Origin of the sequence: Roseovarius sp. MMSF_3359, assembly GCF_030733385.1 — a bacterium.
In the GTDB taxonomy this organism is placed as follows: Bacteria; Pseudomonadota; Alphaproteobacteria; order Rhodobacterales; family Rhodobacteraceae; genus Roseovarius.
Map to the genome: position 1 here is coordinate 23,953 of NZ_JASHJC010000012.1, position 24,727 is coordinate 48,679.

Sequence of the window (24,727 nt, forward strand, 5' to 3'; positions counted from 1 at the left end):
ATCTTGCCGCTACTTGGCCAACTTGTCCAGCACCTGGCGCGCCAATGTGCGGTTGATCGCGCGGCCGGTTTCAAGGGCCGCATCGTCGAGCGCGGTCACAACCTGGTGGGCCGCCTCGAAGGATCGGGCCATGCGCGGCACAAGATAAGGGATCGTGTCGGGCGCCGGGGAAAGCTGCCGATCGTCAAAGAGTTTCATCAGCACGGCCGCCAGCAGGTCGTCATCCGGCGCCTCCAGCGCGACCAGTGCGGTCCCCTGCATCCGGCTGGCCAGATCCGGCAGCACCAGCTCCCAGAGATTGGGCGGACGGTCCGCGGTGACAAGCAGCGAATGCCCCTCGGCAAGGGTCAGATTGTGCAGATGGAAAAGCGCCTCTTCCGCTGTCCGGTCGCCCGCGATCCGATGTGCGTCTTCGACAGCGATGTTATGTCCGGCAAGGGCCGGGATGTCGGCATTCGGCAGATCCGCCGCGGCGATGATCTCTGCCCCTGCGAGACCGGCCCAGACATGCACCAGATGGGTTTTGCCCGCCCCCGACGCGCCGGAGAGCAGGAGCTTGCGCGCGGGCCAGCTCTGCCAGCTTTCGATCATGGCGACCGCGGCGGCATTGGCGGGCGAGACAAAGAAGTCTTCGCGCCCAAGCGCCTGTCGCGCGGGCAGATCGAGGCGAAGTTGCCGGGCCATCAGGCGGTGTCCTGATCGTCCAGTCCACGGTAAAGGCGGCTGTCCTTGTACTGCCCGATGGCAAATCGCGCCAAAACGCCGATGGCGGCGGCGAGCGGCACGGCAACAAGCATCCCCACGAAGCCGAAGAGCGTGCCGAAAACCGACAGCGCGAAGATCAGCCAGACCGGATGCAGACCCACGGAACTGCCGACGAGTTTCGGGGTCAGGACATTGCCTTCGATCACCTGGCCCAGCACGAAGACACCAGCAACAAGCCCGATCGAGATCCAGTCACCCCAGAATTGAAAGAGCGCAAGACCGATGGCCAGCGCCCCGCCCAGAAGCGCCCCGACATAGGGAATGAAGGTCACGAGCCCGGCCAAAGCGCCTACCACGAGCCCGAATTGCAGACCCACCAGCATCAGCGCAATGGCGTAATAGGTGCCGAGGATCAGGCAGACGGTACCCATGCCGCGGATGAAACTGGCCAGTGTTTTGTCGACATCCCGCGCCAGTTGCCGGATTGTCGGAGCATGGTCGCGCGGCAGCAACTCGTCGACCTTGGCGACCATATTGTCCCAGTCGTAGAGCAGGTAGAAGGCAACCACCGGCACGATGACGAAAAGCATGACCACGTTGATGATGGACGCCGCCGACGTCAGCACCGACTCCAGAAGTTGCCCACCCCGTTCGCGGATGGTTTCACCCACCGACAGCAAGGTCTTGTGAACGGTCGAATCCGCGTCAAGCAATTCGGGGAACCTGGTGGTCAGGAATGCCTGCAGATCCTGTGCCAGTTGCGGGGCCACGTTAAAGAGTGCAACGGCCTGTTCGACCAGCGTGGGAACGACCAAGAGGGCCATCACCACGAATATCAAAAGGGCTACGAGCGTTATGATCACCACGGCCAGCGCCCGCGAACATCCCATCCTTTCCAGCCGATCCGCCACCGGGTCGAGGAAGTACGCAACCGCGCCGCCCAGCACGAATGGCAGGATCACGTCACCGAGAAACCAGAGCGCGATCAGGAAAAAGGCCGAGGCGATCCCCCAGTATTTCAGTTGTGTGTTGACCGGCAGAGCCATGCGCGCCTCGGGTTGTTGATTTTCTACACATCGCCCAATGGCGCGGCGCTTTCAAGAGCGGTCCGGCGAAAAGCCCCCGGTGATGGCTTGTATGCCTACCCTCAAAGCCATAAACGGGACGAAACAGCATATGAACCGAGGTCACCCCATGCGCCTTTCCCGTTATTTCCTGCCCGTTCTCAAGGAAAACCCCGCCGAGGCCCAGATCGTCAGTCACCGCCTGATGCTACGCGCGGGCATGATCAAGCAGGCGACTGCCGGGATTTACTCGTGGTTGCCGATGGGGTTCAAGGTGCTGAGAAAGCTGGAAAATATCGTGCATGAAGAGCAGATACGCGCAGGTCATGTGCCGATGTTGATGCCGACGCTGCAATCGGCGGATCTTTGGCGCGAAAGCGGGCGGTATGATGATTACGGCGAAGAGATGCTGCGGATCAAGGACCGGCACGGGCGCGACATGCTCTATGGTCCCACCAACGAGGAGCTCATCACTGACATTTTCCGCAGCCATGTGGGCAGCTACAAGGATCTGCCGCTGACGCTTTATCACATCCAATGGAAGTTTCGCGATGAGGTCCGTCCGCGGTTCGGGGTGATGCGGGGGCGCGAGTTCTTCATGAAGGATGGCTATAACTTCGACCTGACCAAGGAAGATGCCTTGCATGCCTATAACCGCCATCTGGTGAGCTACCTGCGGACCTATGAGCGCATGGGGCTGCAGGCGATCCCGATGCGTGCCGATGGCGGGCCGATTGGCGGTGACTACACCCATGAATTCCTGGTGCTGGCCGAGACGGGTGAATCGGAGGTCTTCTATGACAGCGCCGTGACCGATCTGACCTTCGGGGATCGTGATATTGACTACAACAGCGTATCTCAATGCGCTGAAATACTTGAGGAATTCACGTCTCGTTATGCGCGGACAGATGAAACCCATGACGAGGCGCTTTACAATGAGATTCCGGAGGAACGCCGCCGCTCGGCCCGCGGGATCGAGGTTGGACAGATCTTCTATTTCGGCACCAAGTATTCCGAACCGATGGGCGCCACCGTGCAGGGCCCCGATGGCAAACCGGTGCCGGTCCATATGGGCAGCCACGGGATTGGCGTGAGCCGCCTGGTTGGTGCAATCATCGAGGCGAGCCATGACGACAAGGGCATCATCTGGCCCGAAGGCGTCACGCCGTACCATGCGGGGATCGTCAACCTGAAGCAGGGCGATGCCGAAGCGGATGCGGCCTGCGAGAGCCTTTATAATGCCTTGCAAGCTCTTGGTTTGGAACCGCTTTACGATGACCGGGATGAACGGGCAGGTGGCAAGTTTGCCACGATGGACCTCATCGGTTTGCCCTGGCGGATCACGGTCGGGCCGCGGGGTCTCAAGAACGGTGTGGTCGAACTGACGAGCCGCCGGACGGGTGAAAGCGAAGAACTGCCACCCGAGCAGGCTGTCGAAAAGATCGCCAAGATCTATGCGGGTCATCGCGTTACCGGCGTGTGACACCGCCCGGGGGATTTCCGAAAACCGCAAAATCCGCTATACTGCCTCAAAAAAAAGAGGCAGGTAGCAGATGTTCTTAAGAGCCGTGACTTTGGTCGGCGGGATTGCGGGTGCCGTGGCGTTTTCGCAATTTCCAGAGTATTCCCAACAATATACGCAGCGTCTTGCAGGTGCGGTGGATGAGCTTTCGCGCGTCGTGCAGCGGTTTGATACCGACGCTTCGGCCTTGGGCCTCAGCCGACAGGAAGCGTTGAACGATATGGAAAGAGCGGGCGGTATGGCCGAGGCAAGAGCGCAGTCGATGCAGCGCGTGTTTGTGAGGTACGACAGATTATCAAACGATCTTAAGGTATTGCGTCCCAAAGCTCCGGTTGGTCAGGCGGTTCAGATCTGGCGAATGACCGACCCGGAACTGGCCCGGAAGGCGTGGGATGACTTCAAGCCTGCTGTCCCGGTAACCATCACGGGCATCTCGATGGGGTTGGTCGGGTTCCTGGCGGGCTTGTTGGTTTTCGGGACGCTGCGCGCGGTGCTGCGCGGGCTGTTCTGGCGCAAGCGCGCGGTCGCGTGACATGTTCGGCGCCTTGGGTGAGTGATTTCCCCCGGGTTGACCTTGACCTTGCCGCGCGGCCCGCGCAGTGTCCGCGCAAAATGACGAGTTGAGGTATTCTTCGTGGCAGCCAGCCCCCCCCCCTTTGCCCCCTTCGAGTGGATGATCGCCTGGCGCTATCTGCGTGCCAAGCGTGCCGAGGGCGGTGTGTCGGTGATGACATGGATCAGCCTGATCGGGATCACGCTGGCGGTTTTCGCCCTGATCGCGACCTTGGCGGTGCGCTCGGGTTTCCGCGCCGAGTTCGTCGACACGATCCTTGGCGCCAACGCCCATGTGACGATTTACAACGCCGGAACAGTCAACGAAGAGACGGGCCATATCGACCGGACGCTGCACGATTATGACGCCATGGCCGAACGCGTTCGCGCCGTACCCGGGGTGACCCGTGTGGCGCCGCTTGTCAAAGGTCAGGTGATGGCCAATTCGCGGGACCGCAATGCGGGCGTGCAGATTTATGGCATCACGCTTGAGAACCTCAAGACCATCCCGCGGATCAACAACCCAGCGACGGGCATCGGCAGTATCGAGGATTTTGGCCTGATTGATGGCACGGACCTCGCAACGATCGCCGTCGGTTCGGGCGTGGCGCAGGAGTTGGGCGTGACAGTTGGCGATAAGGTCAAGATCATCTCCCCCAACGGCGTTCGCACCGCGTTTGGGACATCGCCCCGCGTCAAGGTCTACGACGTGGCCTACATTTTCTCGGCTGGTCGGTATGACATCGACCGCACGCGCATCTATATGCCCTTCGCCGAGGCGCAGAGTTTCTTCAATCGCGAAGAGCGCGCCGATGAGCTGGAGGTGATGGTCGAGCGCCCGGAGGCCATCGACGACATGACGACCGACTTGATCGGTGCGGCGGGGTCTCTCACCCAGATATGGACCTGGCGCGATGCCAGTGGCGGGTTCCTCAGGGCGTTGGATATCGAGGACAACGTGATGTTCATCATCCTGTCGATCCTTGTGCTGATCGCAGCGATGAACATCACCAGCGGGCTTATCATGCTGGTCAAGAACAAAGGGCGCGATATTGGCATACTGCGCACGATGGGCCTGACCGAGGGGTCGGTTCTCAGGGTGTTTTTCATCTGCGGCGCGTTCACCGGCATCATCGGCACGGTTTTCGGTGTCATCCTGGGCTGTCTTTTCGCGATCTATATCGACCCGATCTTTTCGCTCGTGAACCTGATGTCGGGTGGGCAGGCCTGGGATCCGTCGATCCGAGGGATCTACCACTTGCCAGCGCAGTTGAACCTCGGTGATGTGCTTTCTGCGGTGGCGCTGTCGCTCAGCCTGTCTTTCATCGTGACGATCTTTCCGGCACGGCGGGCGGCGCGGATGAACCCGGTTGAGGCGCTGCGTTATGAGTGAGGTGATGTTGCGCCTTCAGGGCGTCGAAAAGACCTATAACCGGGGCAAGACCAACGCGGTGCAAGTGCTGAACGGCGCCGATTTACAGGTCGCCAGCGGTGAGATGGTGGCGCTGGTGGCCCCGTCGGGGGCCGGGAAATCGACGCTTTTGCACATCGCGGGGCTGCTCGACACGGCCGATGGTGGCACGGTGCAGATCGGGGGCACTGACATGACCCGGCTGAGTGATCGCCGCCGCACCATCGCACGCCGCCGAGATATCGGGTTCGTCTATCAGTTCCACCACCTGCTGCCGGAGTTTACGGCGCTGGAAAACATCGTATTGCCGCAGCTTGCCAATGGCGTGGCGCGGGCCGAGGCCGAAACCCGCGCCTATGACCTGCTCTCGCGGGTGGGCGTGGCAGAGCGCGCGGGGCATCGACCGTCGGCCATGTCCGGGGGAGAGCAGCAGCGCGTTGCCTTCTGCCGCGCGTTGGCCAATGGGCCACGTCTGCTTCTGGCGGATGAGCCCACGGGCAACCTCGATCCCGGCACGTCGGATCAGGTGTTCGAGGCGCTGATGGACCTGGTGCGCGATACCGGGCTGGCGGCGCTCATTGCGACGCATAACCTCGATCTTGCGGCGCGGATGGACCGGGTGCTGCGGATGGAAAACGGGGCGCTGGTGGCGGGCTAAGGCCCTCTGCGGACGTCGCCCCCGCCCGGAATCGAGGTGCGTAGCAACGCCGGGCAGCGCCCGACCGCCCCATGGGCGGGCGCTTCATCACCGTTTTACTCCGAACGATTGTGGGAGGTATGCGTCACCATAAAGCACGATGAACAACCTCAGCGGCGCCCACCCGCGGTCGGGTGATGTCCTCTGTTTCAATGAAGATCGAAGAGCCGCTTCGTCCACAGAACCACCAACTGGCGGGTTGTTTCCGACAATGGCTCGGGAAAGGATTGACCCGGGTCGTCGCATACCCCTAAGTCATGCCGGACAAATGGAGGACGCATGCCGCATATTTCCCTGGATGAAATCGAGAGCCTGACCAAGACCGCGCTGGAGCGCCATGGCGCAATGCCTTGGGTTGCCGCGTCGGTTGCCGATGCGGTGCGCAAGGCGGAGGCCGTGGGTAACAAGATCTGCGGCCTTTACTACCTCGAAAGCTATTGCACGCAATTGACGTCAGGCCGCGTGAAGGGCAATGCCGAACCGCAGGTGACCCGCCCGCGCCCCGGTACTGTGATGGTCGATGCGAAATTCGGTTTTGCCCAACCCGCCTTTGCCCGCGCGCTCCCCGAAGCGTTGAGCGCTGCGCGGGAATGTGGGGTGGCGAGCCTGGCGGTAGGGCACGCGCACACCTGCACCTCGCTGGGGTATTTCACCGAGCAGATCGCCACCGAAGGCTTCATCGCACTTGGCATGACCAATGCCTCGCCCATCGTGGCGCCGCCGGGCGGTAAGACCCGCGTGATTGGCACCAACCCAATCGCGTTTTCCGTGCCCGACGGCAAGGGCGGGATCGCGATGCAGTTTGACCAGTCGACCACCACCGTGGCCCTGGGCAAGATCACCATGGCGAAGGCCGCGGGCGAGAAGATCCCCGAAGGCTGGGCCGTGGATGCCGACGGAAACCCCACGACCGATCCGGAGGCGGCACTGGGCGGCTCGCTGGTCAGCATGGGGGGCTACAAAGGTTGGGGTTTTGGCCTGATGGCCGAGTTGCTTGCCGCGGGCATGACCGGCGGCGTGGTGAGCCGCGATGTGAAACCGCTGAAGGCCCCCGAGGGGCCGCCGCATGACCTGGGGCAATATTACCTGATTATGGATCCGTCCGCGTCGGGGGATTTCAACGACCGGCTGGCACAGGTTGCGGCGGGAGTGGCGTTGGACGAAGGCGCGCGGATGCCCGGACAGACCAAACGCCATATGGATCCGGTCCCGCTGGAGGATCACGTCTGGGCGCAATTGCAGGCGCTTGCCGACGCATGAGCCGGCCAGCGCCTGCAACCATCAGCGCAGCAGGGTGGCCCGGGTTGCCGGCCAGTCAGCCACCGCGTCACGCAGGATCTTGCGGCTTTCGGATGCGGAGAAGTCGCCGATCGTGATCTGACGGCTGCCGTGGCGCGCCGCGTGGTCGATACGGTAGACCTCGTTGCGGTCAAGCGACGTGAATTTCTCGAGGCTGTAATGGCGCGGCACCGTGTCGGACGGGCTGGCATCGCCGCGGGCGGTGGCTTGCGAGGCAAGACCAGCGATACTGGCGGCGACCACGAGGCCAACAAAGGCGCGGCGGGCGGGGGAATGAGTATGTGCTTGTGTCATGGTTGTCTCCTTTCGATGAAGGAGAGGTGGGGCGGGGTTCGCACACGTTCAAAACAACTAAAGGCGAGTGCGGCGTGAGCTTACACCTGCTGTGTGACAAAGACACCTGCGGCCATCAGGGCGATCCCTCCCGCGCGGGTCAGTGACAACGGAGAGATTTGTGCGCCGAACAGGCCGAAATGGTCAATCGCCGCGGCGCTGATGAGCTGTCCCAGAAGGACGAAGAAAACCGCGTTGCCCACACCGAATTTCGGTGCAGCCCAGGTGATGGTGAGCACGTAGAACGCCACCAGGCATCCGGCCAGAAGTAGATGTTTGGGCGCGGCAATCACGCCAAGGACCGCGCGCGGCTGGTTCAGCAGAAGCACAAACCCGGTGCTGAGCAACGCGACGCAAAAGAGGATCGCCGCCGCCGCGACCGGCGATCCGAGCCGTGTGCCCAGGGCCGCGTTCAGGGCCGCAAGAACCGGTATGCCGATACCGGCGGTGAGCATGACGAGGGCGTAGGTTGTCGAGGGGGGCATGGGGTTTTCTCCGGCGGATTTGATGTCCGCAGGTAACCATGCGGGACGCCCGTGATCCAGATCAAAGTCGCCCGGCGTGTCCGTGTGTTCAATGGTTTCCGGCCACAAAGGCCTGATCAAACAGGACTGAGGAGAGATGCGATGAAAAAGCGTGGTGTGGCGGCGGTATTGATGACCTTCCTAGCGGCGTCGTCCGGAGCAGCGCAGGATGCGGCGCAGGGCGAGGAAACCTATCTGAGGTATTGCGCGACCTGCCACGGGCTTGACGCAACAGGCCATGGGCCAATGCGATCGGTGCTCACGGTGCAGCCTGTCGACCTGACAAGGTTGAGCGCGGGCAATGACGGTGTGTTTCCCCTGTTTCGCGTTGTGAAACGGATTGATGGGCGCGACCCGCTCGTGTCCCATGGTAGCCCGATGCCGGTCTATGGCGACTATTTCGAGGGCGAGGATGTGGCGCTCAAGACCGACGAGGGACAACCCATCCTGACCAGCGCGCCGGTGGCCGACCTCGTGGCCTTTATCCGTTCGCGACAGGTCGATTGATGCGCTGAATTTGAAACAACCTTCTGCCGGGCTACGTCCTGCACAGGAGGTGCGTGATGCGACATTTGGTTATGATTTTGATGGCGGTGCTGTTTCTCGGTGCGCCTGCGCGGGCCGATGAGACGGCCATACGGTCGGTCATTTCGTCCCAGATCGAGGCCTTCCAGGCAGATGATTTCACCACGGCCTTTACCTATGCGAGCCCGACGATCCGGCAGATATTCAAGACGCCCGAGAATTTCGGGACGATGGTGCGGCAGGGCTATCCGATGGTCTGGCGCCCGGCCGAGACAAATTTCCTGTCGGTCGAGGTGATAGATGGGCTTTTGTGGCAGAACGTGATGATCCGAGATCAGGCGGGCGGGTTGCATATCCTTGAGTATCAGATGATCGAGCTTGGAGGTGTGTGGAAGATCAACGCGGTCCGCCTGCGCAAGGCGCCTGATGGCACGGCGTGATCAGAACTCCCGCCAAATACCCAGCTTGGCTTCGTGATTGTCATAGTTGGCGATCCCGGTGGTCACCCCGAACTCGATGAACTGCTTGCCTTTGCGGGCATTTCGTTTCTTGCGTTTGCCCCGTTGTTTGCGTTGCTTCAACTCGAACACGACCGATGGCGCGAATTTAAGATAGTCGTCGCCCTTGGACTGCATCCCGCCTTGCAATTGCAGGATCACCTTGGTGCGTTTCGTGGCGCTGATCCCGAAAGTGAAGTCTGCCTCGATCCGATCACCCAGGGTGCTCGCGCCGAGGATGGCACGGGTGTCGAGCGTGATCCAACCGTTGCGCTCGCGCCAGGTAAAGCCGCGGCCCACGGAGAACCCCGGCCTGAATACCGTCTCGCCATTCACCTGGCCCGCACCGATTTCGGCGGCAAACAGGAAATTCCGGTAAGGTTTGAAGACGGGGATACGGGCAAATGCGATGACCTTGTCGGTGGCAATCTCGCTGCCGTTGTAGTCGATCCCGAGGGTGATACGATCGGTCAGGCCGTATTCGGCATAAACCGATCCATATTGCCGGATCGTGCCGAATTCTTCGATGTATTCGGCATTGGCATGGGCCGAAAAGAACACGTTGCCCTTGCCGCGCGGCCATGGACCCGCCTGAGCGTGCGTGGCGAAGACCAGCAATAGAACGACCAGGCGAAACATGGTTACCTCCGCGTTAACCATCCTTAAAAAGAGTAAAGCGAGTGTTAAGGCGGCTAAGAATTTGCCCGTGGCGGCGAACCTGTTAGGCTGAACCCAGCCAGGAGGTGCAACATGCCTGTTATAGCCAAATCCACCAGCCATCAGACCGTTATCACCACGTTCGAAATGACGCCCGGAACCTGTCAGGATCTGCTTGATCTGCTGACCGCGGCCTATACCGATTTTATCTCCAAGCAGCCCGGATTTGTCGCTGCGGGCTTGCATGTCAACGATGCGCAGACACGGATCGCCAACTATTCCCAATGGAAACAGCGCGAGGATTTCCAGGCCATGCTGCGCAGCGACGAGATGCGCCGGCGCAATCGTGAGATCAACGAATTGTGCAAGAGTTTCGAGCCGGTGATGTACGATGTGGCGGCGACCTTTGACTGATTTGCATCAAGGTGCGGGCCGTTAGGATGTGCCAAGGTCGGGAAAACCAGAATTGGAGCTTTCCCGATGTACAACAACATTCTCGTCCCGATTTCCTTTGACCAGGACCGTGATGCGCAGGGCGCGATTGATATCGCGCGGACCCTGGCCGCCGAAGGCGCGACAATCACCTTGATCCATGTGATCGAGCAGATCCCCGGCTATGCCGCCTCACATCTGCCGCCGAACTTTGTCCAGGAAAAACACGCAGTCCTTCATGCCGACCTTGAGGCGATGGCAAGCAATATCCCGAACGCCACGGCCGCGGTCGTGTCCGGTCATGCCGGTCGGACCTTGCTCGACTGGGCCGAGGAACATGATGTCGATTGCATTGTCATCGCCAGCCACCGCCCCGGCATGCAGGACCTGTTGCTGGGCTCGACCGCGGCCAAGGTGGTGCGCCATGCGGGATGTGCGGTGCACGTTCTGCGTTAGGAGTCCGACACCGGCGCAAATGTGCTGGTCCCGGAAACGATCGCCGTGCTAGCCCTTGGGCATGGAAAAGATGATTGCCCTCTGGTCGCATCCGCGATCCATGTCCACCGCCACGGAGCGGGTCATGCGCGAGCGTGGCGACCTTTGGTGCGCGCATGAGCCGTTCATGTATGACTACTACGTGCACCGCAAGGTCGCCCGGATGCCGCATTTCGACGTTCAGGACGACCACCCGATCACCTATGAGGCGATCCGCGACATGTTGCTGGCCAAGGCCCGCCAGGGGCCGGTGTTTTTCAAGGACATGGCCTATTACGTCGTGCCGCGTATCCTGGATGATCCGGGCTTTGTTGATCGGCTGACGCATGTTTTTCTCATTCGCAATCCGGTCGCCTCGATCTTGTCTTACTACCGTCTCGACGCAGGGGTGACGCAGGAAGAGGTGGGGATCGAAGCGCAATGGAGGCTTTTTCAGGGACTTCGGGAGCTCGGCGCCGCGCCGATCGTGATCGAGGCGGAAGAGGTTCAGGAGGATACCACCGGTGTCATGTCGGCCCTGTGGGAGCGGATCGGATTGCCCTTCCGGCGCGAGGCGTTTGAATGGCAAGCGGACGTGCCCGAGGACTGGAAACAGGTTGGCAACTGGCATGGTGCGGTGAGCGCCTCCGCAGGCATCCGCCCAATCGACGCCGGGGAGGCCGCCCGCAAGCAAAGGGAATTCGACGAGTGCGTGAAGACAGCGCCGCATCTTGCGGACTTCCTGTCGCACCACCGCCCGTTTTATCAAAAGCTGCGGGCGCACGCGCTCTCGACCTGAGGGGGCGATCAGGCGAGCCGAACCATCAGCATCATGGCCACCAGGGCGCAGCCGATGCCCGCGTATTCGCGGAAGTAAAGCTGTTCGTCGAAATAGAGCACACCGATGATGCAAAGCGCCAGAAGGGTGAGCATGGAATAGGCCACCCCGGCCTGTGCCAGAGTGACATGCAGCAAGGCAAAATACCACATCACGGCCGACGCCGCGTAGAGAAGGCAGCCGGTGATGACCAGGGTCGAGTGCACCGGTTGCCCGCCATCCGCTGCCACTTTGATGAGGTAGTCGCCCAGAATAACGATGAGCGCGGTGGTCAATGAAAATGCAAATCCAAAAATGAGGGCAGTCATGAAATTCCCCTTTATGCAGAGGGAGGAGATAAAATACTCGCTAAAAATGCGCCCCGGGGCTGCCGTGCCCCGAGGCGCGGGTACAAATAAACAAACAAATAGTTAATGCTTCGAAGATGAGGCAAAGGCCGGTTTGCCACAAGTCAGGAGAACCTTACCCGGGGCGTTCTGGCCGAGAATGCCGGAGAAACGGGTTTATCCGCCTTTGCCTGCGGTGGCCTGGCCTGCGGGTGGTTCGGCCAGGACGACGCGGTTGCGACCGCCATCCTTGGCCTGGTAAAGCGCCCGGTCCGCCTCGCGCAAAAGCTCCTGCGGCGAGGTGCCATTGGCCGGGAATGACGCGACGCCGGCGGATATCGTCACCTTGGGCAGCGCACGGTCATCGTAGCGAAGGACATTGCTTTCGATCTTCTGGCGGAGGGCTTCGGCCCGTTCCAGGGCGTTTTCCGGTGTCGTGTCCGGCAGGAGGATCGAAAATTCTTCCCCTCCGAACCGGGCCACGGTTTCCGGGCCGCTGAACATTTCCATCATGACATCCGAGATACTCCGCAGGACCAGGTCGCCCGCATCGTGGCCGTGGGTATCATTGAATTTCTTAAAGTAATCGGCATCAAGCGAGATCAAGCCGATAGATTGCCCATGTCTTTCGGATTGGCTGAGTTCGCGACGGCACAGTTCCAGGAAGTAGCGCCGGTTATAGAGGCCCGTCAAAGGATCCTTGGTTGATTGGTCGCGTAACTCGTCGCGCAGCTTGACATTGGCGATGGCCAGGCTGATCCGTTCGGAGCAACGGATCGCAAATTCCACCCGTTCCGCGGGGATTGGTGGCGCATCGCCGCCGTGGTCCTCCGCGGCAAAGCGGATGTGCAGGAGGCCCACCGTATCCCCATGGGCGATGATCGGAATGCAGAGGTAACGCCCGTCAAAATCATCGGTGATGCTGTCGGAGACGTGGTTGCAACTGAAGTTCACCTCGCCTTTTTCGTACTGATAGAGGCGTCCCCGGCGCAGCCCCCAGCATTCATCCGGCTGGATATGGGCTTTCGGAGTTTCGATCCCCCAGGAGCAGGCGCCATCCAGTACGTCGCGCGAGTTGCTGTAGATATAGAGTTCGCCCGCCGAGCTCTCGAAAAGCCGGCTGAGAAACTTGCCCACGATCAGCAATAGCTCATCCAGCGACTTGCAGCTCTGCAACCATTCGTCCAGTTGCGACAGGCCGCGCGCTTCCTGCTTGCGGGTCCGTTCATGGGCGAGCGCCTCGTTCGCCCTGACCTCCGCCGCCTGCGACTTCTTGCGCTGCGCCTCAAGCTCCACCTCTTTGCGGCGCGCCTCGGTAACATCGGTGAAGGTGACTACGAAACCGCCGGATTTCTTGGGGCGGGCAGTGGTTGCGACGACCGCGCCCGAGGGCATCACCCGGTCGAAGGAAAAGGGCGCCAGTTGGTCAAACCGCTTTTCGGCCTTGGCGGCGGTGTCGGCATCGAATTCACCCCGTGCGACTGCCATGCTCAGGAAATCACGGCGCCGCATGCCGGGGTGAAGATCATCCGGCCCCAGCTCCAGTACATCGAAGACCCGCTGATTGTGCATTTCGCATATGGCATCTTCGGACCAGACCAGAACACCCTGTTCCATGGAATCGATCACTTCGGCAATGGCGTCCTGGGTGTCGGTCCGTATGGGGCGCACGTCGCCGCCACCGCCATTTGGCGGTCCTTTTGGTTCCATGTTTACAGAACCCGATTTGGCGGGTGTCGTCATTGACAGGTCAACCCTTCCGGATGTCGAACGCCTTCCGATGCCACAAAAACCTTTCGGGAGTGTTTGCGATTGCCGCCTAAACCATGGCGCGCCGGAACAATTGCCGCGGAGTATCATTTAGATGCAAATGGGACATCAGCAGGATTTTGTTTTATTTCATGTATTTAGCCTTCCTCCCGACTTTGGCGGCGCAACAGATTGCAACAAGAATTAGCTAAAGTTTGAAGCGGATGACTGGTGTGCAATTGGCAACGGTGCGGCGCCAAAAGCAGTTGAGAATTGACGCGCTGGGCTTAATTCTCTATCTGAGGTTGCCAGAAAATGCTGTAACGGTGCCTCGAAAAACTGCTCACCAAAATCTTAGAAATCTCGGTGTCCGGTCTGGCAGCGGCACCCAAAACGGCAACCCGCAGTCGTAAAATTCAGGTGCATCTTTATGAATGGAAAAGCTGCGGGCAGATGGAAATTTTCACCCTTCAGCTGTCCCGAGGGCAGGTTGGTTACTGCCAGATCCTATTTGATTGATCGGATCGTACCGAAATGTGAAGTTATCATGTTGCCGCAGAAGACGGCGGAGGGTGGGACGCTTACGTTTGAGCTCAAGCGCCAGACTTCAGCTTTCGAAAAGCTCGGACGCCGACGTTTTAACCCCTTTGACAGACCCTCGCATACCAAACTGAGCGATGGCGAGATCTTTATAGATCTGAGGCGCAGATTTCCCCAGAACTGGGCGCACTTTTTGAACAACCATCTGCCCATGTGTTTCGCGATGATGAACCACTTGGACCTAACCCCTCAGCAGATCTTGTTGATCCTGCCGGGCAAGACGCCGGGATACATCGTTCAGGCGGCAGATTTTTTCGGGTTCCGCTCGCTTTGTACAAGCAATAGTGTTGAAGGTCTTGGGATCGAATTCGACATGGAGCCCTGGATCGGGGTGAGATCTGTGCGGGCGGATTTGGTAAAGCTTCCAATGGTGACTGCTATCCTGAATGAACAGAGAGCAAACTGGCACGATACCGATTCTTTGCCCGAGAAAGTGTTCCTATCCCGGCGAAAGACCCGTGCGCTTGAGAATGAGGCGGAGGTGGAGGCGCATCTTGCTAAGGACGGCTATGTTAAAATCTACCCGGAAGACCTGTCGACTTTGGGTCAGTTGATGCTGTTCGAACACGCTGAGCGGATCATCGCCATTCACGGTGCAGGCCTGGCGCCGCTTCTCTATATCTCCGAAAATACGCGCCTCAGGAAATTGGTTGAAATTTTCCCCTGCGGTCATATGACGGATGTGTATCGGGTGATGGCGCAGCAAGTTGGTTGCAAATGGATCGGTGTGCGCGGCAAAATTAAGCCTGAGCATATCGGGCCCGCCTACGACTTGGAAGCTCCGTTCTTCAAGTATTCGTTGCAGTCATTTGAAGTCGACCTCGAGTCGATTGATCTCGCACAGGAGATGCTGTGCCAAGAGGAGGTAGCATATTGAAGAAGAAAAAGGTTTTCTGCGTTGGGTTTCACAAAACCGGTACGTCATCTCTGGGCGTCGCCTTGGAGGCGTTGGGCTATTCGGTCGCCAGTTTCCGCCCGTTTCAGCAGATGGCCAATAGCGACCATGTCGAATTGCACGAGGTCGAAGCACTGGCCCTCGAAGTGGCGGCGCAGCACGATGCTGCAAAAGACAGCCCATGGCCCATCCTCTATGAGATGCTTGATGCGTCCTTCCCCGGCAGCAAGTTTATCCATATCCAGCGAAACCGCGACAAGTGGATTGCCAGTGCTGTATCGGATTTCGGCACCCATCCCAATGCGATCCGGCAACTGATTTATGGCTCGTCGCATCCCGGCGGCAACGAGGCGGCCTGGTTGGAACGCTACGACCGGCATAATCGTGAGGTCAAAGAGTACTTTGCAGGCCGCGATGCCGATTTCATCTCGCTGGACCTCGATGCAGGCGAAGTCAATTGGGAGAATGTGTGTGGCTTTTTGGGCGAACCGGTCCCGAACGTGTCATGGCCTCACGCCAACCAGCGTTTTGCGAAGAGCAGTAAGAAGTTTTACTACAAGTTGGCGCAGAAACTCGGGTTTTGACGACGCTGCCGCAGGGGCGGGACGACCGGCCTTTTAGCCATCTTGGGGCGAAACAGGCGTGTCGCGCTCCATACCCAGGCCATGCACGTCGATGACATCGAGGATCGTCTGACCCAGTTGATTGAAACGGTCGACCGGGAACTTGTCCATGTTGAGGCCAAGGCGCCCGAGGCCCAGGGTGCAGTAAAGCCCCATCTCAAATGGGCTCAGGCCAAGTGCTGCGCGATACCGGGCGAGAAGGTCGGCGGTCAGTTTTGACTGCTTGCCATACACGGTCGTGCAGAACCGCACGAGGTCGATGCACGGATAGCCGTCAAGCGCGGAGCCGCGCCAGTCAATCACGAAGAAGTCGCCAAAAAAGGAGCCTGGCCTCAAGATGCTGCCCCGCTCGAAAAGCACGTTCCCGGTCCAGAAGTCGCCATGCTCCACGGTGGTGAAGATCATCTGCGGCGCCTTCGAAAACCGGTCTAGATAAGCCTCGGCGTGGCGCCGTAGGGCAGGGGAGATTTCACTGTTTTCGCAAAGGGCCTTCAGGGGCGTGGTGAGATAGGTTGAAAGGTCGCTGAGGTCGTGTCGCTCCGTCTTTGTCTGCAGCGCCAGCGACGAAAGCCAAGATGAGACATGTGGCCCGTAAAACCGCTTCTGCTTGAAGCGGATCAGGCGCGAGGAAGAGAGCGGTGCAAGCCTCCGGAAGGCTGCATATGTCTGCTGATCATGTGTCCCCTCATGGACCGGCTGGGCGATATGATGGCCCACGTCCCGGTCAACGCGCTGCACGATGGTCTTTGCTTTGCTGACGTCTTCCCCAACCACGTTCGGAAACTGCGGATTGGATACCAGGAGGACGATATCGTCCTCCCGCTTGCGGCCATCCACGAAAAAGGCCAGCGATGCATCCGCGATATCTGCCTTGCCGGTCGGGCGCGGCACTCCGCGGGTGGAGGCGGCATCGAGGGCGTTGTCTGTCGCGGAAGAGATCATCTCGACAATATCGAAGACATATTCTTCAACAGGCTTCAGCATACTTTTTCGCCTTCTTCGACCGAGAAACGAGGGAATTGGTCGTCAAGTCGAATGCTCGCGCAGGAAGGCGCAATGACAGCCTGTCTTTTCTGGCCAGGCTCTCCGTGACGCCCTGCGGAAGGTTGTTCGCAGAGAAACCGGCAAAATCGCCCAGGTATTCTGGAAACCGCGCATCCGGAAAGGCCAGAATGCGTTGGTTGTCATCGAACCCGGCATCCTTGAGGATTGCCTCCAACCCGTTCCAGGAATGCAGGTACCCGGTCGTGCGCCCCAGCCTGGCCTTGTGCCGGATGCGTTTCTGATATCCCCTGGGCAGCAGGCTGCCGAACCGAACGCCCAGATGTTCATCCCGGCTTCCCAGGATGTATTTCAGCGACAAGCGGTTCTTGGTGCTCAAATAAAGACGCCCGCCGGGTTTCAGCACGCGGTAGATCTCACCGATATACTTGCGATGGAAATCGGCGGGGTCCATTTCGGTTCGTCCGGCGCACCATTCGAGGACATAGTTGCAAAAGACGACGTCAAAGCTCTCGTCGTCATAGGGCAGTTGACCGCTCGCACCACCGGTCGAGATATCGACATTCTCAAGGCCCTCCTCATCGCACCAGATCCGCGAAAAAGCGGCCTGAAGCGGCACCACTTCGATTGCCGAAACGCTCTTGGAACGCTGCGCGATGATGCGGATATGCTGACCCAGGCTGCTACCGATTTCGAGGACATCATCGGTGTCGCGGATGCCAACGGCATCGAGGTAGGACATCCGTTTTGCATCCGTCAGGTAAGTCAGGTGATGGTTGTGCTTTTCAAGCGCCGCAACACATCCGATTGCCTTGGCATCTTTGATGATGCTTTCGAGCTTTTCATTGGCCTCCGGTTCCTCATGACTGCTCTGGTCAGCCAAAATACGTACGCCGTTTTGATACTCGAACTCAGTGGTTCCGGTCTTGCTCATGGGGCCTCACTTGCTTTTCTACGCTTCATATCGCCGAGAATTTCTTTGAAAGCAAATTATGTCGAGAGTGAAGCCAACATGTGGTGCCACTTTGAACTAGCGTAGAGCAAATGCATTCGTGCCCTTCGCCAAAGAAACTACTCCGTTACAGAGATCGAAATCAAACTGGTCGCGGGCGATGATGTGTCCTGCCCAACAAAAGCCATGCCGGACAACCGATGGCAGTAATGCCATCAATCGAGATGACCTGACCGTAACCAAAACTATGCTTCGGATGTTTAAGTGGTGCCCGGGGGCGGAATCGAACCACCGACACGAGGATTTTCAATCCACTGCTCTACCCCTGAGCTACCCGGGCACGGGGAACGCTTCGGCGTTCGGGTGCAGGCGTTCTAGGCGAGGTGGGGCAGGGTGTCCAGAGGGATTGATAACTTTTTCAATGGGGTTTGGGCGGGTGTTGCGTTAGCTGCTCAAATGCCTCTTGTGCGTCCTCCGGATCCTGGCACGGCACGGCATAATCGCCTTTGAGCCACTTGCCGAGATCAATGTCCGCGCAGCGTTTCGAGCAAAACGGGCGATAGGCGGCAATCGTCTCTTTTTCGCAAATGGGACAGCTCATGTGATGATCTCGCTCAGGGCCACGCGGTCGCGTTTGCGTTGCAGTTCAAAATGGCCCAGGGGGGTCCAGCCGACAAGGGCGGTTTCGACCTGATCGGCCCGGAAGGCCGCCCGCAGGGTTGTTTCAAACTGGCGGCGGTCTTTCTTGTTCATCGGCGCCAGGTCGAGGGTGATTTGCCCCCCGATACCACGCAGGCGAAGCTGCCGGGGCAATTCGCGTGCGGCGGCGAGGTTGGCCTTGAGCCCTGCGGCGGGTGAGGTGTCTGCACCGGTGTTCACGTCCACGGCCGTCAGGGCACGGGTCGGCTCCACATAGATGGAGGCCCCGCCGGGCAGCGGAGCCTTGACGTCGCGCAGCATGTCGATCTGATCGAGCACGCCAAGATCGGCGAAGGAGGCGGCATCGCTGTTGACGTCCGCGGGTTCCACCCATTCCCGCCAGGCCAGCGTATGCGGGCCATCGCCATCAAGGAGTTTTTCGGGGGCTGTGCCGGTCGCGTCGCCGGTAACGGTGGCAGCAAGGTCGCGCATCTGGGCGATGTCCTGGGCGATGTCGTCCGCATCGGCGTCGGCGCAGGAGGAGCGCAGGATGAGGCCCATCGCGTTGCCTGCCATCTCTTCATGGGCGATTTCCAGCAACCTGTCGCGGAGATCATCGTCCTTGATGGCGCGCGAGACGTTGATGCCGGGGGCGGAGGGGGTGATGATCGCGTAGCGGCTTTTGAACAGGAGCTTTTGCGTCACGGGCATGGCCTTGCCGGGTTCGGCAAAGCCGGTCACCTGGACCAACAGGGTATCACCGGGAGCCAACCCCTTGACCTGACGCAGAAACCCGGTGCCATCGGGGGTGTTGACGAACATCCCGCCCTGACCCTTGATCGGGCGGCCTGCCGTGGCGCGGTAGATGGTGCCGGGGGCAGGGGCGTCGGTTTCAAGCAGCAGGTCATCAAGGCGGCCATCCACCAGAAGTGCGGCGGCCTCGTTGCCGTTCAATTCCCCCAAAGCGATGATGCGGCCCTTCATGCGGTGTCCTTGTAGAGAGGGTAACCCGCCGCCCGGAGCAGATTGGCGGTTTCCGCCAGGGGCAGACCGACGACGGCTGTGAATGATCCTTCGATCCAGGGGATCAGCGCGCCTGCGGGCCCCTGGATGCCGTAGCCCCCCGCTTTACCCTGCCAATCATTGCTTGCGAGGTAGGCGTTCAACTCTTCGTCCGAGAGCCGCTTCATCTTGACGGCTGTCACCACGTCGCGTTCCCAGATCTGATCGCCCTGGCGGACGGCGACGGCGGTCATCACCCGGTGACGCCGCCCCGAGAGCGCGAGAAGGAATTCCGCCGCTTCGCCCTCGTTTTCCGGCTTCCCAAGGATGCGCCGTCCAAGGGCCACGGTCGTGTCCGCCGACAGGACAATGTCGTCAGGTTCTGCGGTGACAGCCCATGCCTTTTCCCGCGCCATGCGGATGCAATAGGGGCGGGGCAGTTCGGCTTTCGCGGGGGTCTCATCAATCTCGGGTGGGCGGATGTCATCCGCCACGATCCCAAGCTGCGCCAGCAATTCACGGCGCCGCGGGCTGCCTGACCCGAGGATCAGGCGCATGTTTTTGTCTGAATGTCGCATCTTACCTGGGGTCTGCTTGCCACGTCACCGGATGCGGACATTGCGCTTACTTGAAGCGATAGTTGATCCGACCCTTGGTCAGATCATAGGGGGTCATCTCGACCTGCACCTTGTCACCTGCGAGAACCCGGATGCGGTTCTTGCGCATTTTGCCTGCCGTGTGCGCGATGATCTCATGGCCGTTTTCAAGCTCGACCCGAAATGTCGCGTTAGGCAGGAGTTCCTTGACGACACCGGGAAATTCGAGCGTATCTTCCTTGGCCATGGTCTCTCCTACGTTGTGTTTTTCCGCATTGCGGCGGAACGCGCCTCTAAATGGGCCTGTTTGACGTGATTTTCAAGGGGATAATCACCCGAGGCGTTCAGATGTGACCTGCGTGTCGCGACCGGACTGCTCGGTCCAGTGGGTACGGTTCAGGACGCGGCCATCAGCCCGGACATGGGCGATGGCACCGAGGTCGACCTCGGCATAGGTCCAGCCGGGGGTGTTGAGGGTCCCGAGGCCAAGGATGCCGGTTTCGGGAAAGCCCATATCCGGCGGGCCGAAGATGCCACCCATGCCGGTATTTATGTCCGCGACGTGATTCCAGGTTGCCGTGCCGACAAGCGAGGCCATGACCGAAACGCATTGGTTTTCCAGCGCGCGGGCCATGGCGCCGATCCGCACCCGCCAATAACCCGAAAGCTGCTCGGTGCAGGAGGGGGCCAGGATCAGATCCGCCTCGGACAAGGCACGGCCGAGCAGGGGAAACTCGCTGTCATAGCAGGTCAGGATGCCGATTTTGCCGACGCCCGTGTCAAAAAGGCGAAGCGGGCCGCCGGGGACGATCTGCATGGGGCCACGCTCAAAACGGGTCATGATCTGCTTGTCCTGAACGCCGCGCCCGCCGGTTGGTGAAAAGAGCCGCGCCCGGTTCACCGGGTAGGGGCCGATGGCCGTGTCAAAAACCGGTGCGGATCCGGCCAGGATATGGACACCATGTCGTGCAGACAGGTCCGCGTGCAGATCATCCGCGTCGGGGAGCTGCTCGGACACGGCCCGCAGGGAGGCCGGGAGATCCGCGGCAATCTCGGGACCGGCCAGCATGGCAAGCTCCATCGAGGCATATTCCGGGAAAACCAGCAACTCGGCACCGTTTTGTGCGGCCTCAATGACCCAGTTGGAGATCTTGTTGGCGTAGTCCGCCCAGGTCGTGAGGGGATCGAGCGGATAGGCGGCGGTAGCAATTTTCATCGAAAAACCAATGGTGAGTTTTGGGTTGGTGTTATCTACGACCTCCCGCCGGGATTTGTAAGCCCGCATCTACAGCACGAGATGTTGTCAAAAGGAGTTCGCGTTGCTCACGCCTTTTAGTTTGCATTCAGGCCATGCAGGCCCTGGGGGACGTCCCCCAAGACCCCCGGGCGGCGCCGTTGATCTATTGTGTCACATGTGGGGTTTGCGTCCGAGGAGGAAGCCGGAGGCGGATGACGAGATATCCGGCGTGCGCGATAGCGCACTCAATCTGGTAACACTTATCGATTGCCGATAAGCCGGGCCATATCAAGCATACGCTGGGAAAAACCCCATTCATTGTCGTACCAGCCGAACACCCGAAGCAGGCCACCTGTCGAGACGGATGTTTCACGCCCCGACAGGATGATGGATTCCGGCCGGGCGCGGAGATCGGACGAAACAAGCGGCATGGTCGTCCAGCCAAAAACGTCACTCTGCCGGGCTGCGGTTTGCAGCAACTTGTTCACTGCGGTCTCGGTGACCGCCTCGCGGGTTTGCAGCGTTAGGTCAATGGCCGACACGCTTGCGGTGGGTACCCGGATGGCGCGGGCTTCGATCCGGCCTTTCAGATGCGGCAGGACCAGCCCGGTCTGATGCTGGGCGGAGGTGGTCGTCGGCACCATCGACAGGGCGGCGGCGCGCGAGCGTTCCGGGGCATCGCGGGGTTTGTCGATCGTGGGCTGCGAGCCGGTATAGCAATGCACCGTTGTCATTTGCCCGCTGATGATCCCGTAGGCGTCATCCAGAAGCTTTGCGAGAGGCGCAAGCGCGTTGGTGGTGCAGGAGGCGTTCGAAATGATCGCCTCATCGCCCAGCTCCGCCTCGTTCGCGCCCATCACCAATGTGATGTCGGCCTCCGCTGAGGGGCCCGAGACCAGGACCGCCTTGGCGCCAGCGGCCAGGCCGCGCTCGGCCACGGCGCGGGTGCCACCCATGCCGGTGCATTCCAGAACCAGGTCGACATCGGAAAGGTCCAGCGTGCTGATATCGGCGGCATCGAAAAACGGTATCGTGTGGTCATTGACCGTCAGCGACCGGTCGCCCGCTTTGACCCTGCCTGGAAACGGGCCGAAGACACTGTCGTATTGAAAAAGATAGGCGCAGGTCTCAAGGCTCTCGATCTCGTTGATGAGCACAAGGTCGAAATCCTGGCCGTTCTGCAGCAGGATGCGCAGGATGGTACGGCCAATGCGGCCAAAGCCGTTCAGGGCAATCTTGATCTTGGGCATGAGGCACCTCGGGCAGCTCTTTTATCAATCGCTAGCCCAACGCGACCCCCGGGGCCAGTGGGGCCATACAATGTAGCCGGCAAGTCGATACAATAATGGACCGGGGCTGTGAGGTGACGCACAGAACCACCCCTCGCCATTGCCCGTCGATGGGCGTAAAGGGAAGGCATGACCAAGACCGTTCCTCTTGCCGAGGCGCGCAACCTGCCGCTCTGGCGTCGCCCGATCACGCTGCTGTTCCTCATGGCCGCGGCGATGCCGGTGGCTTTTTCCACATGGTCGGCGCTTCTGAACAACTTTGTCATCGAGGCGGCCGATTTCGATGGCTCCGACATCGGGTGGCTGCATACGGTGCGGGAGATCCCGGGCTTCTTTGCCATTGGCGTCATCGCGATCATCATCTTCATGCGCGAGCAGGTGCTTGGGCTGGTCTCGCTGATGCTCCTTGGGGTGGCGACGGCGGTGACGGCCTGGTTTCCGTCGCTGGGCGGTATCCTGACGATCACGATGCTCAGTTCCATCGGGTTTCATTACTACGAGACAGTCAACCAGTCGCTGCAACTGCAATGGCTCGACAAGGCGCGGGCACCCAAGGTGCTTGGCTGGCTGGTTGCCGCAGGATCAGCCGCAACGCTGGTCGCCTATGGGCTTATCGTCCTGACCTGGGAGACGCTGGGGCTCACATATAACACCGTCTACATGGTCGCGGGCGGCTTCACCGCACTCGTCGCCCTTTTCGCCTTCTTCGCCTATCCGCAGTTCGAGGCACCCAACCCGCAGATCAAGAAGATGATCCTGCGCCGTCGCTATTGGCTCTATTATGCGCTGCAGTTCATGGCGGGCGCCCGGCGGCAGATTTTCATCGTCTTCGCAGGCTTCATGATGGTCGAAAAGTTCGGCTTTGAGGTGCATGAGGTCACGGCGCTTTTCATGATCAACCTGGTGGCAAACATGATCTTTGCCCCGATGGTGGGGCGGGCGGTGTTTGGCTTTGGCGAACGGAACGTCCTGATCTTCGAATATGTCGGGCTGGTCATCGTGTTTCTCCTCTATGGCGGGATCTACTATTTCGGCTGGGGGGTCCTTCTGGCGGCAATCCTCTACGTGGTCGATCACCTGCTGTTTTCCATGGCGCTGGCGCTCAAGACCTATTTCCAGAAGATTGCCGATCCGGGCGATATCGCACCCACGGCGGCGGTGGCCTTCACCATCAACCACATTGCCGCGGTTTTCCTGCCCGCGCTTCTGGGCTATCTCTGGCTGGTCTCACCGGCGGCGGTGTTCCTGCTGGCGGCGGGGATGTCGTCGGTGTCGCTGCTGCTGGCCTTCCTGATCCCGCGTCACCCCGAAAAGGGAAACGAGACCATTTTTGCCCGCTTCGCCCCGGCACCCGCGGAATAACGCCAAGAGATAACAATGCTCACCTTTACCGCCCTCACGACCCTGTCCGGAAAAGAACCCGCCGAAGCCTTGGCCGATGCGCTCGAGGCGCTCAGCCCTGAACCAACGGGTGTTGGCGTCTTCGAGATGGAGGATGGATCGGGTCTTTGGGAAGTCGGGGGGTATTTCGACGACAAGCCGGACGAGGCCGGGCTTGCTCTGCTGGCGACGCTCCATCGTGCGCGGCCTTTCGCGGTGTCCGAACTGCCCGAAACCGATTGGGTATCCAAGGTCAAACGTGAACTGGTGCCGGTCGAGGCCGGGCGCTTCTTTGTCTATGGCAGCCATGATGCGGGCAAGGTGCCCGAGGGGTGCGAACCGCTCCTGATCGAGGCGGCGATGGCGTTTGGTACTGGCCACCATGGCACAACACTGGGTTGCCTGAAGGCGCTGGACCGGTTGGCCGATGACGGCTTCGTGGGGCAGGCGGTTTTGGACGTTGGCTGCGGCACGGCGGTGCTGGCCATGGCGGCGGCACGGATATGGGACGGCACGATCCTGGCCAGTGATATCGACGAGGTTGCGGTCGAGGTGGCACGGGCCAATGTGGAGGCCAATGGCCTGACGGGCCGGGTGCAATGTATCGAGGCGGCGGGGCTCGATCACCCGCAGCTGGCCGAATCGGCGCCTTACGACCTGATCTTTGCCAATATCCTCAAAGGGCCTCTGATTGCGCTGGCGGGGGACATTACCGGCAGATTGCGTCCCGGCGGGCGGGTGATTCTATCCGGCATTTTAAATGAACAGGCCGACGAGGTGATCGCGGTTTATACACGGGCTGGAAACAGTCTCGAAGATCGCCGGGAGATTGGTGACTGGACAACGACAACGCTCGTTAAAAATGTCGAAAAATAAGTTATAAATCAGTCCTTTCCCGGCATCTGCC

General features: G+C 60.1%; 29 protein-coding genes and 1 tRNA gene. 14 read left to right on the forward strand and 16 right to left on the reverse strand.

Features of this window, described 5'->3' with window-relative positions; all coding sequences use genetic code 11:
* Nucleotides 1-9: 9 nt before the first annotated feature.
* Together RBB29_RS16435 and RBB29_RS16440 are read right to left on the reverse strand one after the other, a co-directional pair.
* A complete protein-coding gene (locus RBB29_RS16435) occupies nt 10-684 on the reverse strand; it encodes a DnaA ATPase domain-containing protein (RefSeq protein ID WP_306115404.1) in 675 nt (224 codons plus the stop codon).
* Nucleotides 684-1,751, reverse strand: coding sequence for an AI-2E family transporter (locus tag RBB29_RS16440; RefSeq protein ID WP_306115405.1), 1,068 nt, complete (start codon nt 1,749-1,751; stop codon nt 684-686). Before RBB29_RS16440 ends, RBB29_RS16435 begins: the two co-directional genes overlap by 1 nt.
* A 148-nt stretch (nt 1,752-1,899) precedes the next feature.
* On the opposite strand from RBB29_RS16440, the gene proS reads away from it, so the two are divergent.
* The 5 genes from proS to RBB29_RS16465 all read left to right on the forward strand — a co-directional run bounded on the left by proS (nt 1,900) and on the right by RBB29_RS16465 (nt 7,211).
* A complete protein-coding gene (gene proS, locus RBB29_RS16445; RefSeq protein ID WP_306115406.1) occupies nt 1,900-3,252 on the forward strand; it encodes a proline--tRNA ligase in 1,353 nt (450 codons plus the stop codon).
* Between the two features lie 70 nt (nt 3,253-3,322).
* Nucleotides 3,323-3,823, forward strand: a complete 501-nt coding sequence (locus RBB29_RS16450; protein ID WP_306115407.1) for a DUF2937 family protein — start codon at nt 3,323-3,325, stop codon at nt 3,821-3,823.
* 102 nt (nt 3,824-3,925) lie between these two features.
* Entirely contained in the window at nt 3,926-5,236 is a 1,311-nt protein-coding gene (locus tag RBB29_RS16455) for a lipoprotein-releasing ABC transporter permease subunit (protein WP_306115408.1), read from the forward strand.
* Nucleotides 5,229-5,912, forward strand: coding sequence for an ABC transporter ATP-binding protein (locus tag RBB29_RS16460; protein ID WP_306115409.1), 684 nt, complete (start codon nt 5,229-5,231; stop codon nt 5,910-5,912). The genes RBB29_RS16455 and RBB29_RS16460 overlap by 8 nt, the downstream gene beginning before the upstream one ends.
* A gap of 318 nt (nt 5,913-6,230) precedes the next feature.
* Entirely contained in the window at nt 6,231-7,211 is a 981-nt protein-coding gene (locus RBB29_RS16465; RefSeq protein ID WP_306115410.1) for an Ldh family oxidoreductase, read from the forward strand.
* Between the two features lie 21 nt (nt 7,212-7,232).
* Here the strand turns inward: RBB29_RS16465 and RBB29_RS16470 are convergent, their stop codons facing one another.
* On the reverse strand, nt 7,233-7,544 hold the full coding sequence (locus RBB29_RS16470) for a hypothetical protein (RefSeq protein WP_306115411.1): 312 nt from the start codon (nt 7,542-7,544) through the stop codon (nt 7,233-7,235).
* Between the two features lie 80 nt (nt 7,545-7,624).
* Nucleotides 7,625-8,068 (reverse strand): DMT family transporter, encoded by a 444-nt coding sequence (locus RBB29_RS16475; protein ID WP_306115412.1) that lies wholly within the window; start codon nt 8,066-8,068, stop codon nt 7,625-7,627.
* A gap of 141 nt (nt 8,069-8,209) precedes the next feature.
* On the opposite strand from RBB29_RS16475, the gene RBB29_RS16480 reads away from it, so the two are divergent.
* Both RBB29_RS16480 and RBB29_RS16485 read left to right on the forward strand, forming a co-directional pair.
* The gene (locus tag RBB29_RS16480; RefSeq protein WP_306115413.1) at nt 8,210-8,614 is read left to right on the forward strand and encodes a c-type cytochrome; all 405 of its coding nucleotides are present in this window, start codon (nt 8,210-8,212) and stop codon (nt 8,612-8,614) included.
* Between the two features lie 56 nt (nt 8,615-8,670).
* Nucleotides 8,671-9,072 carry a DUF4864 domain-containing protein gene (locus tag RBB29_RS16485; protein WP_306115414.1) on the forward strand — a complete coding sequence of 134 codons (402 nt, stop codon included), beginning with the start codon at nt 8,671-8,673 and terminating at the stop codon, nt 9,070-9,072.
* Here the strand turns inward: RBB29_RS16485 and RBB29_RS16490 are convergent, their stop codons facing one another.
* Nucleotides 9,073-9,768, reverse strand: coding sequence for a hypothetical protein (locus RBB29_RS16490; protein WP_306115415.1), 696 nt, complete (start codon nt 9,766-9,768; stop codon nt 9,073-9,075).
* Between the two features lie 111 nt (nt 9,769-9,879).
* Here RBB29_RS16490 and RBB29_RS16495 point away from each other — a divergent pair, with 111 nt between their 5' ends.
* The 3 genes from RBB29_RS16495 to RBB29_RS16505 all read left to right on the forward strand — a co-directional run bounded on the left by RBB29_RS16495 (nt 9,880) and on the right by RBB29_RS16505 (nt 11,491).
* On the forward strand, nt 9,880-10,200 hold the full coding sequence (locus tag RBB29_RS16495) for an antibiotic biosynthesis monooxygenase (RefSeq protein ID WP_306115416.1): 321 nt from the start codon (nt 9,880-9,882) through the stop codon (nt 10,198-10,200).
* A 66-nt stretch (nt 10,201-10,266) separates the two neighbouring features.
* The gene (locus RBB29_RS16500) at nt 10,267-10,674 is read left to right on the forward strand and encodes a universal stress protein (protein WP_306115417.1); all 408 of its coding nucleotides are present in this window, start codon (nt 10,267-10,269) and stop codon (nt 10,672-10,674) included.
* A 61-nt stretch (nt 10,675-10,735) separates the two neighbouring features.
* A complete protein-coding gene (locus RBB29_RS16505; RefSeq protein ID WP_306115418.1) occupies nt 10,736-11,491 on the forward strand; it encodes a hypothetical protein in 756 nt (251 codons plus the stop codon).
* 8 nt (nt 11,492-11,499) lie between these two features.
* On the opposite strand, the gene RBB29_RS16510 is transcribed toward RBB29_RS16505, so the two are convergent.
* Nucleotides 11,500-11,838: a hypothetical protein gene (locus RBB29_RS16510; RefSeq protein WP_306115419.1), complete on the reverse strand. Its 339-nt coding sequence runs from the start codon at nt 11,836-11,838 to the stop codon at nt 11,500-11,502.
* 195 nt (nt 11,839-12,033) lie between these two features.
* Nucleotides 12,034-13,566, reverse strand: a complete 1,533-nt coding sequence (locus tag RBB29_RS16515) for a diguanylate cyclase (protein ID WP_306115420.1) — start codon at nt 13,564-13,566, stop codon at nt 12,034-12,036.
* A 586-nt stretch (nt 13,567-14,152) separates the two neighbouring features.
* Here RBB29_RS16515 and RBB29_RS16520 point away from each other — a divergent pair.
* Together RBB29_RS16520 and RBB29_RS16525 are read left to right on the forward strand one after the other, a co-directional pair.
* Nucleotides 14,153-15,082, forward strand: a complete 930-nt coding sequence (locus tag RBB29_RS16520; RefSeq protein WP_306115421.1) for a DUF563 domain-containing protein — start codon at nt 14,153-14,155, stop codon at nt 15,080-15,082.
* Complete coding sequence (locus RBB29_RS16525) at nt 15,079-15,684, forward strand: sulfotransferase (protein WP_306115422.1); 606 nt, start codon at nt 15,079-15,081, stop codon at nt 15,682-15,684. Before RBB29_RS16520 ends, RBB29_RS16525 begins: the two co-directional genes overlap by 4 nt.
* A 33-nt stretch (nt 15,685-15,717) precedes the next feature.
* On the opposite strand, the gene RBB29_RS16530 is transcribed toward RBB29_RS16525, so the two are convergent.
* The 9 genes from RBB29_RS16530 to RBB29_RS16570 all read right to left on the reverse strand — a co-directional run bounded on the left by RBB29_RS16530 (nt 15,718) and on the right by RBB29_RS16570 (nt 22,401).
* Nucleotides 15,718-16,707 carry a hypothetical protein gene (locus tag RBB29_RS16530; RefSeq protein WP_306115423.1) on the reverse strand — a complete coding sequence of 330 codons (990 nt, stop codon included), beginning with the start codon at nt 16,705-16,707 and terminating at the stop codon, nt 15,718-15,720.
* Nucleotides 16,691-17,659 carry a class I SAM-dependent methyltransferase gene (locus RBB29_RS16535; protein ID WP_306115424.1) on the reverse strand — a complete coding sequence of 323 codons (969 nt, stop codon included), beginning with the start codon at nt 17,657-17,659 and terminating at the stop codon, nt 16,691-16,693. The genes RBB29_RS16530 and RBB29_RS16535 overlap by 17 nt, the downstream gene beginning before the upstream one ends.
* A gap of 283 nt (nt 17,660-17,942) precedes the next feature.
* A tRNA-Phe gene (locus RBB29_RS16540) sits at nt 17,943-18,017 on the reverse strand.
* Nucleotides 18,018-18,095: 78 nt separating this feature from the next.
* Nucleotides 18,096-18,278 (reverse strand): DNA gyrase inhibitor YacG, encoded by a 183-nt coding sequence (locus RBB29_RS16545; protein WP_306115425.1) that lies wholly within the window; start codon nt 18,276-18,278, stop codon nt 18,096-18,098.
* Entirely contained in the window at nt 18,275-19,300 is a 1,026-nt protein-coding gene (locus RBB29_RS16550; protein ID WP_306115426.1) for a ribonuclease E/G, read from the reverse strand. The genes RBB29_RS16545 and RBB29_RS16550 overlap by 4 nt, the downstream gene beginning before the upstream one ends.
* Entirely contained in the window at nt 19,297-19,875 is a 579-nt protein-coding gene (locus RBB29_RS16555; protein WP_306115522.1) for a nucleoside triphosphate pyrophosphatase, read from the reverse strand. Before RBB29_RS16555 ends, RBB29_RS16550 begins: the two co-directional genes overlap by 4 nt.
* A gap of 67 nt (nt 19,876-19,942) precedes the next feature.
* The gene (infA, locus tag RBB29_RS16560) at nt 19,943-20,161 is read right to left on the reverse strand and encodes a translation initiation factor IF-1 (RefSeq protein ID WP_005978431.1); all 219 of its coding nucleotides are present in this window, start codon (nt 20,159-20,161) and stop codon (nt 19,943-19,945) included.
* An 84-nt stretch (nt 20,162-20,245) separates the two neighbouring features.
* A complete protein-coding gene (locus RBB29_RS16565; RefSeq protein ID WP_306115523.1) occupies nt 20,246-21,130 on the reverse strand; it encodes a carbon-nitrogen hydrolase family protein in 885 nt (294 codons plus the stop codon).
* Between the two features lie 281 nt (nt 21,131-21,411).
* Entirely contained in the window at nt 21,412-22,401 is a 990-nt protein-coding gene (locus RBB29_RS16570; RefSeq protein ID WP_306115427.1) for a type I glyceraldehyde-3-phosphate dehydrogenase, read from the reverse strand.
* Between the two features lie 168 nt (nt 22,402-22,569).
* Here RBB29_RS16570 and RBB29_RS16575 point away from each other — a divergent pair, with 168 nt between their 5' ends.
* Entirely contained in the window at nt 22,570-23,802 is a 1,233-nt protein-coding gene (locus RBB29_RS16575) for an MFS transporter (protein WP_306115428.1), read from the forward strand.
* 15 nt (nt 23,803-23,817) lie between these two features.
* On the forward strand, nt 23,818-24,696 hold the full coding sequence (locus RBB29_RS16580) for a 50S ribosomal protein L11 methyltransferase (protein ID WP_306115429.1): 879 nt from the start codon (nt 23,818-23,820) through the stop codon (nt 24,694-24,696).
* Nucleotides 24,697-24,727: the final 31 nt, after the last annotated feature.